11 protein-coding genes are annotated in these 14,066 nt (G+C 75.6%); 8 read left to right on the plus strand and 3 right to left on the minus strand.

Going from position 1 to position 14,066, the window contains the following annotated elements; translation table 11 throughout:
• Positions 1 to 48: 48 nt before the first annotated feature.
• Entirely contained in the window at positions 49 to 1,218 is a 1,170-nt protein-coding gene (locus CFLA_RS16230) for a VIT1/CCC1 transporter family protein (RefSeq protein ID WP_013118429.1), read from the minus strand.
• A gap of 287 nt (positions 1,219 to 1,505) precedes the next feature.
• Between CFLA_RS16230 and CFLA_RS16235 the strand changes: the two genes are divergently transcribed.
• Together CFLA_RS16235 and CFLA_RS16240 are read left to right on the plus strand one after the other, a co-directional pair.
• Positions 1,506 to 4,085: a helix-turn-helix transcriptional regulator gene (locus CFLA_RS16235; protein WP_043599164.1), complete on the plus strand. Its 2,580-nt coding sequence runs from the start codon at positions 1,506 to 1,508 to the stop codon at positions 4,083 to 4,085.
• Between the two features lie 109 nt (positions 4,086 to 4,194).
• Positions 4,195 to 5,313 (plus strand): Gfo/Idh/MocA family protein, encoded by a 1,119-nt coding sequence (locus CFLA_RS16240; RefSeq protein WP_013118431.1) that lies wholly within the window; start codon positions 4,195 to 4,197, stop codon positions 5,311 to 5,313.
• A gap of 174 nt (positions 5,314 to 5,487) precedes the next feature.
• On the opposite strand, the gene CFLA_RS16245 is transcribed toward CFLA_RS16240, so the two are convergent.
• Both CFLA_RS16245 and CFLA_RS16250 read right to left on the minus strand, forming a co-directional pair.
• Complete coding sequence (locus CFLA_RS16245) at positions 5,488 to 6,345, minus strand: SDR family oxidoreductase (RefSeq protein WP_013118432.1); 858 nt, start codon at positions 6,343 to 6,345, stop codon at positions 5,488 to 5,490.
• 37 nt (positions 6,346 to 6,382) lie between these two features.
• Complete coding sequence (locus CFLA_RS16250) at positions 6,383 to 6,988, minus strand: hypothetical protein (RefSeq protein ID WP_013118433.1); 606 nt, start codon at positions 6,986 to 6,988, stop codon at positions 6,383 to 6,385.
• 170 nt (positions 6,989 to 7,158) lie between these two features.
• Here CFLA_RS16250 and CFLA_RS19220 point away from each other — a divergent pair, with 170 nt between their 5' ends.
• From CFLA_RS19220 to CFLA_RS16280, 6 genes are all read left to right on the plus strand, one after another.
• Positions 7,159 to 8,406 carry a sensor histidine kinase gene (locus tag CFLA_RS19220; RefSeq protein ID WP_013118434.1) on the plus strand — a complete coding sequence of 416 codons (1,248 nt, stop codon included), beginning with the start codon at positions 7,159 to 7,161 and terminating at the stop codon, positions 8,404 to 8,406.
• A complete protein-coding gene (locus CFLA_RS16260) occupies positions 8,403 to 9,059 on the plus strand; it encodes a response regulator (RefSeq protein WP_013118435.1) in 657 nt (218 codons plus the stop codon). The genes CFLA_RS19220 and CFLA_RS16260 overlap by 4 nt, the downstream gene beginning before the upstream one ends.
• Before the next feature lie 234 nt (positions 9,060 to 9,293).
• The gene (locus CFLA_RS16265) at positions 9,294 to 10,013 is read left to right on the plus strand and encodes a FadR/GntR family transcriptional regulator (protein ID WP_013118436.1); all 720 of its coding nucleotides are present in this window, start codon (positions 9,294 to 9,296) and stop codon (positions 10,011 to 10,013) included.
• Positions 10,014 to 10,121: 108 nt separating this feature from the next.
• Positions 10,122 to 11,153: a TIGR03885 family FMN-dependent LLM class oxidoreductase gene (locus CFLA_RS16270; protein WP_013118437.1), complete on the plus strand. Its 1,032-nt coding sequence runs from the start codon at positions 10,122 to 10,124 to the stop codon at positions 11,151 to 11,153.
• Positions 11,150 to 12,844, plus strand: a complete 1,695-nt coding sequence (locus CFLA_RS16275) for an alpha-amylase family protein (RefSeq protein WP_013118438.1) — start codon at positions 11,150 to 11,152, stop codon at positions 12,842 to 12,844. Before CFLA_RS16270 ends, CFLA_RS16275 begins: the two co-directional genes overlap by 4 nt.
• Before the next feature lie 144 nt (positions 12,845 to 12,988).
• Positions 12,989 to 13,972 carry an FKBP-type peptidyl-prolyl cis-trans isomerase gene (locus tag CFLA_RS16280; protein ID WP_013118439.1) on the plus strand — a complete coding sequence of 328 codons (984 nt, stop codon included), beginning with the start codon at positions 12,989 to 12,991 and terminating at the stop codon, positions 13,970 to 13,972.
• Positions 13,973 to 14,066: the final 94 nt, after the last annotated feature.

A 14,066-nucleotide genomic window follows, 5' to 3' on the forward strand; every position in this document is an offset into this window, starting at 1 on the left:
CGAGCCTCACCCGCGGCGGGCGGTCCGGCATCCCGAGCCGGACGGGCGTCAGACCGCCGACGTCCCGAAGGCGAGCCCCAGCAGGTAGGTGACCGCCGCCGCGCCGAAGCCGATGGCGAGCTGGCGCAGCGCACGCCGCAGCGGCGACGCCCCGGACAGCAGCCCGACGACCGATCCCGTCCCCAGCAGCGCGAGACCGACGAGCCCGGCCGACCACACCACGGCCGTCGTCCCCGACACCCCCAGCAGGTACGGCAGGACGGGGACGAGCGCACCGGACGCGAAGAAGCAGAAGCTCGCACCGGCGGCACCCCACGCGGTGCCGACGGACTCGTGCTCGTCGCGCTCGGGCGCCGGGCGGGGCGCGGGCGCCTCACCGCTCGGCAGCGTCGTCGAGGTGCGCAGCAGCGACGCGTCGACGGCCTGCTGCGCCTCGTACTGCGCGAGGGACGCGAGCACGACGTCGGCGCGTACGTGCGCGTCGTCGGCGCTCATGCCCCGCGCCCGGTAGACGAGCGCGAGCTCGTTGGCCCCCACGTCGAGGTGCGCGAGCGCGGCCGCCGCGTCCGCGTCGGGGCGCGACGCCTCCAGCAGCTCACGCTGCGAGCGCACCGACACGTACTCCCCCGCGCCCATCGACAGGGCTCCGGCGAGCAGTCCCGCGAGGCCCGTGAGCAGCACGGTCTGCGTCGCGACGCCGCTCGCGCCGATGCCCAGCACCAGGGCGAGGTTCGAGACGAGCCCGTCGTTGGCGCCGAACACCGCGGCGCGGAACGTGCCGGAGATCTGCTGCCGCCCGCGCATCGCCAGGCCGCGCACGACCTCCTCGTGGATCTGCTCGTCGGCGGCCATGCGCGCCGTGGCCTGCGCGTCGTCCGCGTAACCGGACCGCGCCTCGGCGCGCTGCGCGAGCGCGTACACCCACACGGACCCGAAGCGCCGCGCGAGCTGCGCGAGCAGCCGCGTCCGCCAGTCGCCGCGCACCGGCCGGCCGACGTCGCCGCCGAGCAGCGCGAGCCAGTGCGCCTCGTGCCGGCGCTCGGCCTCGGCCAGCGCGAGCAGGATCTCGCGCTCCTCACCCGTGCGGCGCGACGCGAGCTCACGGTAGACCGCGGCCTCGGCGCGCTCGTCGGCGAGGTTGCGGCGCCAGCGCCGCAGCTCGGCGGCGGACGGGTGCGGCGGCGCCCCCGCGGCGGGGGTGACGGGGCGGTCGGGCATGGGTCTCCTGGGACGACGTACCGGGGGCTCGTCGGCACGCTAGCGGACCGCACCGGGTTGCGAGGGCGGGCGACGGGGTTGTGGTGCCGGCCGTCACCGCAGGTTGCGGGCGCCCGAACGCTGAGGGTTCACCCGGCGCACCGGGCCGCTGCGCGCGCACTCGCGCACGTGGGGCTGTGATAATCCGGTGGATGACGACCGAAGGGCCGCCGTCCGGGGTCGCACCGGACGGTGGGGGGGCGGTCGGGACGTCGGCGTGGACGTCCCCACGGACGCCCGCGAGCGCAGTGGCTCGACCGCGGCTTCTCGCGCGGCTCGACCGCGCGGACAGGGTCGCGATCGTCCGCGCCGCCACCGGGTTCGGCCGCACGACGCTCGTCGCGCAGTGGGCGGACGCCCGGCGTGCGGCCGGCGAGCCCGTCGCGTGGGTCGGCGCCCCGTGGCACCGCGACAACCCGTGGCGGGCCGTGCGGGACGCCCTCGCGTGCGAGCTGACCGCGCGGGGCGTCGACGTCGCCGACGCGATGTGGCCCGAGGCGCTGGCCACCGCGCTGGACGCTGCGGGCACCCGCGTGAACCTCGTGCTCGACGACGCGGACGGCCTGGACGACCCCGACGCGGTGAAGGGCGTCGCCGAGCTGCTCGCGACGTCGCCGGCGCTGCGGCTCGTGCTCGTCACCGGCCCGCGGGACCCGATCCTCTCGTCCGGTGCGCAGCACCCGGTCCTCACCGCGGTGGGCCACCCGCTGCCCGTGGTGACCCTCACCGCGCGCGACCTGTGGTTCACGGCGGACGAGCTGCGCGCCGCGGTCGCGTCGTGGGGGCACGAGGTCGACGAGGCGCGTCTGCAGGAGCTCGTCACCCTCGTGGGCGGGTGGCCGCGGTACGCGCGCGCCGTGCTCGACGACACGCGACCCGACGACCCGCACCTCGCGACGGCCGGGGCCTTCGCGATCGCACGGGACGTCGTGCTGCCGTCGATCGGCGACTCCCGGCTCCTCGACCTCGCCATGCTCGTCGCCGCCTCGGGCGACCCCACGCCGACGACCGTGCGGATGGCGCTGAGCGCGGCCGGCGACGCGGTCACGGCGCAGGACACGGTCGAGATCCTGCTGAAGCTCGAGGCCGTGGGCATGCTCATCCGCAACCGGTCGACCGGCGGGCCCAGCTCGTGGCACGCGCCCGCCCTCATGCTCGAGGTGCTGCGCCGCGAGCTGGAGCGCCGTGACCCGGAGCGGGCCGTCGCGGTGCACCGCACGCTCGCGCGGGCGGCGCTGCGCGCGCACCCGCCGGACCCGCGCCTGGCGGTCGAGCACGCCGCCCGCGCGCACGACTGGACGCTCCTCGAGACCTGCTGGCACGACTTCGGCACGTACCTCGTGGCCACCGGCGGGCCCGCGGTCGACGCCGTCTACGCGGCCGTCCCGGACGAGGTCGCCGCGAGCTCCACGGTGCTGATGATGGCCCGCACGATCGCCCGCCGCGGCCCCGACGAGCGCGCCGACGCGCGCGAGCTCGTGCTGCGGACCATGACCGAGCTCGGTGCGCTCGCGCTCGAGGGCCGGTGGCGCAGCCGTACCGCGGCGGGCCGCTGGACCGGTGCCGCGGCGGCACTGGTCGCGGCACGCGCGCGGGGGGACATGCGCCGCGCGCTGACGGTGGTGCGCGACACCGAGATCGCCGCGGCGCGCGGCGGGATCAAGGGCGGCACGGTCGGCCGCTCGTACTGGTGGTTCCTCGTGCAGGCGGGCCGCACCGCCCTGCTCGACGGGGACCTCGGCTCGGCGCTCGAGCTGCCGATGCGGGCGTACGAGCTCGCCGACCCCCACCGTGCCCCCGACGTGCGTGCGGCCGCCGCCGGGCACGTCGCCCTCGTGCACTCGCTCGACGGGATGCTGGTGGACGCCGAGCGCTGGCTCGTGCGGCACGCCGAGGCGCTCGACCCGGCGTGGGAGGACGTCGTGCGCGACGACGCGGCGGACGTCGCCGAGGCGATGCTCGCGACCGACCGCCTCGACCGCACGACTGCGGAGGCCGCGTTGTCGCGGCTCGACGTCGCGGTGCGGGCACCCGACGTGACCTGGCCGTTCGTCGTGCGCGCGCGCGTGCGGTACGCGGTGCTGTTCGGCGACCCCGAGAGCGGGCTGGCCGAGCTCGAGCAGATCGAGCGCACGCGGCACGCGTGGCTGGAGGACGTCGGCTCCGTGAACCGGAGCCTGCTGCGCATGCGCTCCGAGCTCCTGCTGGCGCTCGGGGAGTTCCACCGCGTCGCGGACCTGCTGGGCCAGACCGACCCGACGGGCGTGTGGAGCGACGTGCCGCGCGCCCGCTGGCACCTGCTGACGGGCGACCCGCACGCGGCGCTGCGGGCGGCCGTGCTCGGCGGGCGGCGGCGGCGCGTCAACCTGAGCGACCGCACCAACCTGCTCGTGCTCGAGGCGTGGGCCGCCCACGAGGTGCGCCAGTCGGCCCTCGCGTCGCGCGCCTTCCGGACCGCGCGCCGTCTCGCGGGCGAGCAGGGGGCGCTGCGCGCCTTCGCCCACCTGCCGGTGCCCGTGCGCGACGCGCTCGTCGAGCTGACGGGTCTGCCGTTCACCGCGGAGGAGATCGCGCGCCTCGGCTCGGTCGGGCACGTCGTGCCGGACTCGGCGACCCTCGTGCCCCTGACCCCGCGCGAGCGCACGGTGCTGACCATGCTCAACGAGTACGACACGACGCGTGAGGTCGCCGACGCGCTCGTCGTGTCCGTCAACACCGTGCGCAAGCAGGTGCTGAGCATCTACGCCAAGCTCGGCGTGCACGACCGCGAGGCGGCGCTGCGCCGCGCGCACGAGCTGGGGATCCTGACCGCCGGCGACCACCGCTGAGCCACCCGGTGCGGTGCACGGGCACGCCCGGTCGACGCGCCCGGCACCACCGGCCCGGGGCCCCGACCGCGCCGGGGCTAGGGTCCTCGGCGACGACGAGGAGGTCCGCATGACGCAGCAGCAGCCCGTCCGGTTCGGGGTCGTGGGGTCGGGGTGGCGCGCCGAGTTCTTCGTGCGTGTCGCGCGTCTGCTGCCGGACCGGTTCCGGTGCGTCGGGGTGGTGACGCGCACGACCGAGCGTGGTGCGCAGGTCGAGGCCGCGTGGGGCGTGCCGACCGTGCGGACCGTCGAGGAGCTGCTCACGGGCGCGGTCCCGGGGGCGGGCGCCGCGCCGGACCGTCCCGAGCTCGTCGTGACCGCCACGCCGTGGCCCGTCACGCCCGACGTGGTCCGCGAGCTCGTCGACGCATCCGTGCCCGTGCTCGCCGAGACCCCGCCCGCCCCCGACGTCGACGGGCTGCGCGCGCTGTGGGCCGACGTGGGCGCGTCGGGGCTCGTGCAGGTCGCCGAGCACTCGCCGTCGATGCCCGCGCACCGGGCACGCCGCGCCGTGGTCGAGGCCGGGACGATCGGCGAGCCGACGAGCGTGCAGATCTCGTCGACGCACCTGTACCACGCGGTCGGGCTGGGCCGGTACCTGCTGGGCTCCGGGCGCGGGCCGGTGACGGTGCGCGCGCAGGCGTTCACGACGCCGCTGATCGACCCGGTCGGCCGCTTCGGCCCCACCGGGGCCACCGCGCCCGAGGCGCGCCGCTCGATCCTCGCGACCCTCGACCTGGGCGACGGCCGCACGATCCTCTACGACTTCACCGACAACCAGTGGTACAACCCGCTGCGCGGCAACCGGATCGTGGTGCGCGGGACGCACGGCGAGATCGTGGACGACACGGTGACGCGCTGGGTCGACGAGCGCACGGTGGTGACGTCGCGCATCGAGCGCCGGCAGACCGGGATCGAGCAGAACCTCGAGGGCTTCGACCTCGACCACCTGTCGCTCGACGGTCGCGTGCTGCACCGCAACCCGTTCGCCGGTGCGCGTCTGGCCGACGACGACCTCGTGGTGGCTCACCTGCTCGCGGACACCGGCGCGTGGCTGCGCGGCGACGCCCCGCCCCCGTACCCGCTCGCCGACGGGACGCAGGACCACCTCCTCGGTCTGGCGATCGAGGAGGCGGCCCGTACGGGCGAGCCGGTGACGACGGTCGCGGAGGCCTGGGCGGACGCCTGACCCGCCACCCGGTCCCCGTCGCCCCACCCTCCCGTCCCACCCACCGGGACGGCCCGCGCGCGAGACCGGGCACGGGTGGCTCATCGAGTGCGACGAGCCACGTGAGCCCGGTCTCGCGGGGCCTGCGTCCCGGTGGGTGGACGAGGCCTCGGCGGGGCGTGGTGAGCGGGCGGGTCAGGGGGTGGCGGACCAGGCGGCGGCGAGGCCCTCGGCCAGCGGCGTGGTCGGGCGGCCGACGAGGGTGCGCAGCGTGTCCGTGGCGTCGGCGAGGCGGCCCGCGGCGATGTCCTGGTCGAGCGCGACGAGGAAGCCCGCCGTGCCCTCGTCGAGGCCCGCGGCGAGCAGACCCGCGCGCTGCTCGTCGGGCGTCACCTCGCGGTACGCGACGTCGCGGCCGAGCACCTGGGACGCGGCGGCGGCGAGCTCGTCGTGCGTCCACGCGTGGTCGCCGCTCAGCTCGTACGTGGCACCGTCGTGCCCGTCGCCCGTGACGACGGCGACGGCACCCGCCGCGTAGTCGGCACGCGACGCGGACGCCACACGCCCCCGGCCCGCCGAGCCCACGATCTCGCCGGTCGCCGCGGCCTGGCGCAGCGTCGGCACGTAGTTCTCCGTGTACCAGTTGTTGCGCAGCACGGTCGTGACCAGTCCCGACGCGGCGAGCAGCTCCTCGGTGGCCTTGTGCTCCGGCGCCAGGACGAGCGCGGAGGTGTCGGCGTGCGGGGCGGACGTGTAGACGACCCGGCGCACCCCGGCGGCCCGCGCGGCGCCGATCGCGGCGCCGTGCTGCGCGACGCGGCGGCCCACCTCGGAGCCAGACACGAGCACGACGGTGTCGGCACCGGCGAACGCGGCGGCGAGCGTCGCGGGACGGTCGTAGTCGACCTCGGCGACGCGCGCGCCCCGCGCCGCCAGGTCCGCGAGGCGCTCGGTGCGGCGCCCTCCGGCGACGACGTCGACGCCCGCGTCGAGCAGCCCCTCGACGACGAGACGGCCCAGGTGACCGGTGGCCCCGGTGACGACGACGGACATGCGTGCTCCTCCTCGGTCGTGGCGCCGGCGGCACCGCTCACCGCGGGAACGACGGCACGCCCGGATCTCTTCCGTCCGTCACGTCCGCGGTGTCGCGCCGGCGCCGCCGCGCCGCGTCCTCGTCGGGCTGCGCGTCGACGGCACCCGTCCCGTCCGGCGGCTCGTCCGCACCGCCGGCCGCGTCCGCGAACAGCTGCCACACCGGCCCGGCGACGAACCAGACGCCCAGGACCACCGTCGCACGGCCGGCCCAGCCCAGCAGGACGTCGCGCTGCGCGGGCTCGTCGGTGAGGAGCAGGAGCAGCCCGAGCACCGCGACGGCGACGACCCACGACACCAGCACGCCCAGCCACAGCCGCCACTCGTGGAGCACACGCTCCCGACCGCCGGACGGCACACGCGGCGGCCGTGGCCCGTCGAAGAACCGCCACGCGACCCACCCGTCGACCCGCTGCACGGTGGCCCGCCCGAACCCGACCGTGAACCCGAGGTACAGCGCGGCCAGCCCGTGGGTCCACGTCGCCTCCGCACCGCGCAGCAGGTCGGCGACGGTCGCGGCGAGCAGGACGACCTCGACGACCGGCTCGCACAGGAGCAGCGCCGTGGACAGACGGCGACGCCGGAGCACGTAGCGATCTCGCACGCGACCACCAGCGCCGCGACGGGGTGGTCCCGGACCCAGGTGACGATCTCCATGCCCCGACCGTGCCGCCGCGGGGGGCGGGCGCGCCTCGGGCGGACGGACCGGCCTGCGCCTCGCACCTCCTCCGTCCGGAGGAGATCCCGCGACGCCCGCCGTGCTGGGATGGGGACGTGCCGACCGAGCTGCCGACGCGCCTGCGCGCGACGCTCGCGCGTGCCGGCGCCCTGCGGGACGGACCGCAGGGCCCGCGCTGGGACTCCGTGGCACTGCTGCTGGTCGGGCTGTTCCTCCTGGCCCTCGACGTGCAGACGCTGGGGCTCGACGAGTCGGTCGTCGCCGTCCCGGGCGGACCGGCGCCGTGGCAGGGCGCCCTGCTGCTCGTGGCGACCACCGTGCTGCTGGCCAAGCGGCGACGGCCCGTCGCGGTGCTGGTGGTGGTCACGGTGCTGTCGTCGGCCGACGGTGTGCTCGGCGGCAGCCTCGGCATGTACCTCGTGCTGTTCGACGCACTGTTCACGGTCGCGGTGCGCGCACGGCCGCAGGCCCGCACGGTGGTGCTGTCGGTGCTCGTGGGGCTCGTCCTCGCGGTGCTGGTCGCGACAGCCGCCGCAGGGCTGCCCGCGCGGGACGTCGTGCAGCTCACGCTCGTGGCGGTCGCGCTGCTGCTGCCGCCGTGGTGGTGGGGCGCGGACGTGCGGCGCTCGACCGACCTGGCGGCGGAGCAGGAGCGGCGCGCCGACGCCGAGCGTGAGCGGGCGGACCTCGCGCGCGCGCACGCCGACGACGTCGCGCGCATCGCGGCGCTCGACCGGGACCGCGCGGTGCAGGACGAGCGCGCCCGCATGGCCCGCGACCTGCACGACGTGGTGGCCGGGCACCTGTCCGCCGTCGCGATCCACGCCGAGGCCGCGCTGGCCGCGCCGCCGGACGAGGCGCGGGACCGTGCGGCGCTCGCCGCGGTGCGCGCCGGCTCCCTCGACGCGCTGGGCGAGATGCGCGCCATGATCCTGGTGCTGCGCGAGGGCGCCGACGCCGACGCAGCGACGGCCCCTGCCGGGTTGGCGCGCGTCGCGGACCTCGACGTGGACGTCGACGGGGACGTCCCTGCCGGGCTGCCGGCCGCCGTGGACCACGCGGCGTTCCGCATCCTGCAGGAGGCGGTGACGAACGCGCACAAGCACGGTGCCGGACGGCCGACGGCGCGGTTCACGTGCGACGGGGAGGCGCTGGTGGTGGACGTCGAGAACCCGGTGGCGGCCGGCACCGCACGGGTGGACCCGGCCCTCACGTCGTCGACGGGCCTGCAGACCATGCGCGAGCGCGCCGCCGCCCTGCGCGGCACCCTGACGACCACGCGCGACGGCGCCACGTGGCGCGTGCGCGCGACCCTCCCCCTGCACCTCGAGGAGACCCCGTGACCCCCGACCGCGTGCGGGTGCTGCTCGCCGACGACCACGCCGCGATCCGCGCCGGGCTGCGGCTGCTGCTCGAGCAGTCCGGGCGGGTCGAGGTCGTCGGGGAGGCGTCCGACGGGGACGTCGCGCTGCGCCAGGCGCGCGCCCTGCGGCCGGACGTCGTGCTCATGGACGTGCGCATGCCCGGCACCGACGGGATCGCCGCGACGGCCGCGATCGTCGGCGAGCGCCTGGCGGAGGTGGTCGCGCTGACGACGTTCGACCTCGACGAGTACGTGCTCGGCATGGTCCGGGCCGGGGCGGCCGGGTTCCTGCTGAAGACCGCGGGCGCGCGCGAGCTCGTCGACGCGGTGTGCCGGGTGGCGGCGGGCGAGGGCGTGCTGGCACCCGAGGTGACACGGCGGCTGCTCGACGCGGTCGCGGCGCAGCCCGCCGAGCCCCCTGCGCCCGTCGTGGTCGACGCGCGCCTGGCGAACCTGACGGCCCGCGAGCGCGACGTGCTCACGGCGCTGGGCGACGGGTTGTCGAACGCGGAGATCGCCGCACGCCTGGTCGTGTCGGAGACGACCGTGAAGTCCCACGTCAGCCACGTGCTGGCCAAGCTGGGCGTGCGCACGCGCCTGCAGGCGGGCGTGCTGGCGCGGGAGGTGCGTTGAGCGGCGCGTGCGTGCCGCTCGTCCGGCGAGACCCTGGCCGGACGGCTCCCGCTGACGTCGGGACCACGCTCGCCTGCGGGTCCCTCGCACGGGTGGTCCGGGAGCTGCTGATCCGTATCGGCCCCGGTTGTCGGTGGGTCAGGGGACGATGTGCAGGGCGTCACGGGACGACCCGCGACGCCCGACCGATGACCGTGCACCGAGGTTCCCGTCCAGACCAGAGGTCCCGCACACATGGCCCACGAGCCGTCCGGCGCACCGTCGCGCCCACGCTCCCGCACGTCCGACGCCGCCGACCGCATCAAGGACCTCATCCTCACCCGCCGGCTACGGCCCGGCGACCCGGTGCCCACCGAGTCCGAGCTGACCGACACCCTGGGCGTCTCGCGCTCGAGCGTCCGCGAGGCCGTGCGCACCCTGTCCGCGCTCGGGATCGTCGACGTGCGCCACGGGCACGGCACGTTCGTCGGCGAGCTGTCGCTCGACCCGCTGGTCGAGACCCTCGTGTTCCGCGGCGCCCTGCAACCGGGCGACGGCCTGCGGGCGCTCCGCGAGGTCATCGAGGTCCGCGAGGCGCTCGACGTCGCGATGGCCGAGCGGCTCGCCGAGGCCGCGCGCGGCACCCACGACGCCGACCTGTGGGCGCTCGTCGCGACCATGGAGGAGTCCGCCCGCGACGGCGAGACGTTCGCGGCGTCCGACCGCGCGTTCCACGCCGCGCTGCACGCGCTCACCGGGAACTCGCTGGTCGGGCCCCTGGTGGCCGCCTTCTCGGACGTCCACACCGCCGTCGTGCGCCACCTCGGCGCCTGCCTGCCGGACGACCTCGCACAGACCGCCCGCGCGCACCGCGACATGCTCGAGGCCGTCGAGGCCGGCGACGCGCCGGGGTACCGCGAGGCGGTGCGGCGGCACTACGCGCCGCTCGTGCGCGCCCTCGACGCTGCGGCCTGAGACCCCGGCACCGAGGTCGGATCGCCGCTCCGACGGATCGGCGCGAGCACCACCCGCTCCCCCGGCTCGACGAGCGGCATGCGCGTCCAGCCGGTAGGAAAGGGCGGCATGGTGCGCGTCGGATTCCACAACTCTCACGAGCAGGTCCATCCCTCCGCGCTGCTCGCGGCCACGCAGCTGGCCGAGCAGCGCGGCTTCGACGCCGCGATGTGCTCGGACCACTGGGCGCCGTGGCAGTCGACGCAGGGACACTCCGGGTTCGCGTGGACGTGGCTGGGGTCCGCCCTGGCGACCACGCGGCTGCCGTTCGGCGTGGTCAATGCGCCCGGCCAGCGGTACCACCCGGCGATCATCGCGCAGGCCGCGGCCACGCTCGCCGCGATGTACCCGGGGCGGTTCTGGGTGGCGCTCGGCTCGGGCGAGAACATGAACGAGCACATCACCGGCGACGGGTGGCTGCCCAAGCCGGTGCGTGACGCCCGCCTCGTCGAGTGCGTCGAGGTGATCCGGGCGCTGCTCGACGGCGAGGAGGTCACGCACGACGGCCTGGTCAAGGTCGACCGCGCCAAGCTGTGGACGCTGCCCGACGTGAAGCCGCTGCTCATCGGCCCGGCGGTGTCCGTGGTGACGGCCGCGAACCACGCACGCTGGGCGGACGGCCTGGTGACCGTCAACCAGCCCGAGGAGAAGCTGCGCCGCGTCGTCGACGCGTACCGCGACGCCGGCGGGCGCGGGGAGATCGCGCTGCAGGTGCACGTGTCGTTCGCCCCGACGGACGCCGAGGCGCTGCGCCTGGCGCGCGAGCAGTGGGCGGGCAACGCGATCGGCCCACCGGTCGCGTGGGACCTGGACACCCCGGAGGCGTTCGACCAGATCGCCGGCCTGGTGAGCGACGACGTCCTGCGGCGGTCCGTGCTCGTCGAGCACGACCCGCAGCGCCTCGCCGACCGTCTGGTGGCCCTCGCGGGGATCGGCTTCGACGCCGTCTACCTGCACCAGGTCGCCACGGACGTCGTCCCGTCCGACGACAAGCACCCCGACGCCGCGGACACGGCGACCCAGCCGTCGTCGTCGCTGGAGGCGTTCGTCGACATGGCAGCCGAGCACGTGCTGCCCGCGCTGAAGGCGGTGGGGGCGTGAGGATCCGCGACACCGGTGACCTGTGGTGGAAGTCCGCGGTCATCTACTGCCTCGACGTCGAGACGTACATGGACTGGAACGACGACGGCATCGGTGACCTGCCGGGCCTCGTCCAGCGCATCGACCACCTCGCCGAGCTCGGTGTGACGTGCCTGTGGCTCATGCCGTTCTACCCGACGGCGGACCGCGACGACGGCTACGACATCACCGACTACCTGGGCGTCGACCCCCGCCTCGGGGACGCCGGCGACCTCGTCGAGCTGATCCGCACGGCCAACGACCGCGGCATCCGGGTCATCGCCGACCTCGTCGTCAACCACACGTCGGACCGGCACCCGTGGTTCAGGAGCGCGCGGCGCTCGCCGGACAGCCCGTACCGCGACTGGTACGTGTGGCGGCAGGACGCCCCGCCGGACACGTCCGACCAGGTCGTCTTCCCCGACAAGGAGGACGGCATCTGGACGTACGACGAGCAGGCGCAGGCCTGGTACCGGCACCGGTTCTACAAGCACCAGCCGGATCTCAACACCGCGAACCCGCAGGTGCGGGACGCGATCGCGAAGACGATCGGCTACTGGGCGCAGATGGGCCTGGACGGGTTCCGCGTCGACGCGGTGCCGTTCTTCCTCGCCGACGCCGCGAACACCCAGGGCGACGACATCGACCACCCGCACGAGTTCCTGCAGCAGCTGCGCGCGTTCCTGTCGCGGCGCACCGGCGACTCGATCCTCATGGGCGAGGTCAACCTGCCGTACGACCAGCAGCGCCTGTTCTTCGGCGACCACACGGGCGACGGCGACCACGAGGGCGCCGAGCTGAACCTGCAGTTCGACTTCGTGCTCATGCAGCAGATGTACCTGGCGCTGGCCCGGCACGACGCGGGGCCGATCGCGGACACCCTGCGCGCGCGACCCGTCATCCCGTCGGACGCGCAGTGGGCGACGTTCGTGCGCAACCACGACGAGCTGACGCTCGACAAGCTCTCCGACGACGAGCGCCAGGAGGTGTTCGACGCGTTCGGCCCCGAGCCCGAGCACCAGCTGTTCGACCGCGGCCTGCGCCGACGGCTGCCCCCGATGCTCGAGGGCGACCCGCGACGCGTGCGGATGGTCTACTCGCTGCTGTTCAGCCTGCCGGGCACGCCCGTGCTGTTCTACGGCGAGGAGATCGGCATGGGCGAGAACCTCGCCGCCGAGGGACGGCTCGCGGTGCGCACGCCCATGCAGTGGACGTCGGGGAAGAACGGCGGCTTCTCGCGCGCCGCGCCGTCGCGGCTGTCCGGCCCGGTGCCCGACGGCCCCTACGCACCGGCGCACGTCAACGTCTCGGACCAGCGCCGCGACCCGGACTCGCTGCTGAACTTCGTCCAGAAGCTCGCACGGCGGTACCGCGAGAGCCCCGAGCTGGGCTGGACGGAGCGCGCCGAGATCCTCGACCAGCCGCACCCGAGCGTCCTGGCGCACCGGTCGACGTGGCAGGACGCGTCGATGGTGGCGCTGCACAACCTGGGGCCCGAGGCGGTGCGGGTGCCCCTGCACCTGCCGGACACGGACGAGGGGTGGCGCCTCATCGACCTGCTGCAGGACGACGAGCACGTGCCGAGCAGCACGGGGCGGGTCGAGATCGAGCTCGAGGGGTACGGGTACCGCTGGCTGCGCCTCGCGAGCCCGGGGTCGCGGCGCCTGCTGTGACGCCGCGCGACCGGCCCCCCGCCCCCGCCGTCCTGAAGCGTTTCGACCGCCGACCCGCCCAGCGAACGCCCAGGAAGGTCGCGTACGGTTCACCGGGCCGTCCACCGATCCGGGGCGGTCAGCCATGATCCGGAGGACCCTGTCGTGCGACGTCCCACCACCCGCACCGCGCTGCGCGCCGCAGCCGCGGCGCTGGCCCTCAGCCTCACGCTCGCCGCCTGCGCGGGCGACGGTGACGGCGGCAGCGCCGACCCGACCCCCACCGCGTCGTCGGAGGAGGCTCCCACCCCCGAGGAGAACCCGACCCCGACGGCCGAGGACATCGCGGCCCTGGAGGCCGTCACGGTCGAGGGCGACGCCGGCGCCGAGCCCACCGTCACCCTCCCGAGCACGCCCTTCAACGTGTCCGCGCAGGTCGCGCGCCTCGTGAGCGACGGCTCCGGCGACGTCATCGCCGAGGGCGACCTCATCGAGCTGAACTCCGTGTGGCTCAACGGCAAGGACGGCTCCAAGGCCGCCTCGTCGTGGGAGAACGGCGCGCCCGAGCAGATCATCGTCAACTCCACGAAGCTCGCCGCCGCGATCTCCGAGGTGCTCGTCGGCGGCAAGGTCGGCCTGCGCTTCGCGTACGCCTACCCGGGCGGCGACGAGGGCGCACAGGTCGCGGTCGCCGAGGTCGGCGCCAAGCGTCCCGGGCGCGCCGTGGGCACGCCCGTCGAGCCGGCCGACGGTCTGCCGACCGTCGAGCTCCAGGACAACGGCCTGCCCCTCATCAAGGAGTTCGTCAACGGCCCCGCGCCGACGGAGCTGATCGTCCAGCCGCTCATCGAGGGCGAGGGCCCCGCGGTCGCGTCCGGCCAGACCATCACCGTGCACTACACGGGCTGGCTGTGGGACGGCAAGCAGTTCGACTCCTCCTGGGAGCGCGGCACGCCGTTCCCCGTCGAGAACATCGGCGCCGGTGGCGTCATCGCCGGGTGGAACGAGGGGCTCGTGGGCCAGAAGGTCGGCAGCCAGGTGATGCTCGTCGTGCCGCCGGAGAAGGGTTACGGCGAGGAGGGCTCGGGCGAGAGCATCCCGGGCGGCGCCACACTCGTGTTCGTCGTGGACATCCTCGCCGCGAGCTGATCCCGCGCGCACCGCAACGGGCCGGTCGCTCCCTCCACGGGGGCGACCGGCCCGTTCGTCGTCCTCCCGCCGGTTCCAGGGACCCTCGTCCTGT

Source organism: Cellulomonas flavigena DSM 20109 (assembly GCF_000092865.1).
Taxonomy (GTDB): domain Bacteria; phylum Actinomycetota; class Actinomycetes; order Actinomycetales; family Cellulomonadaceae; genus Cellulomonas; species Cellulomonas flavigena.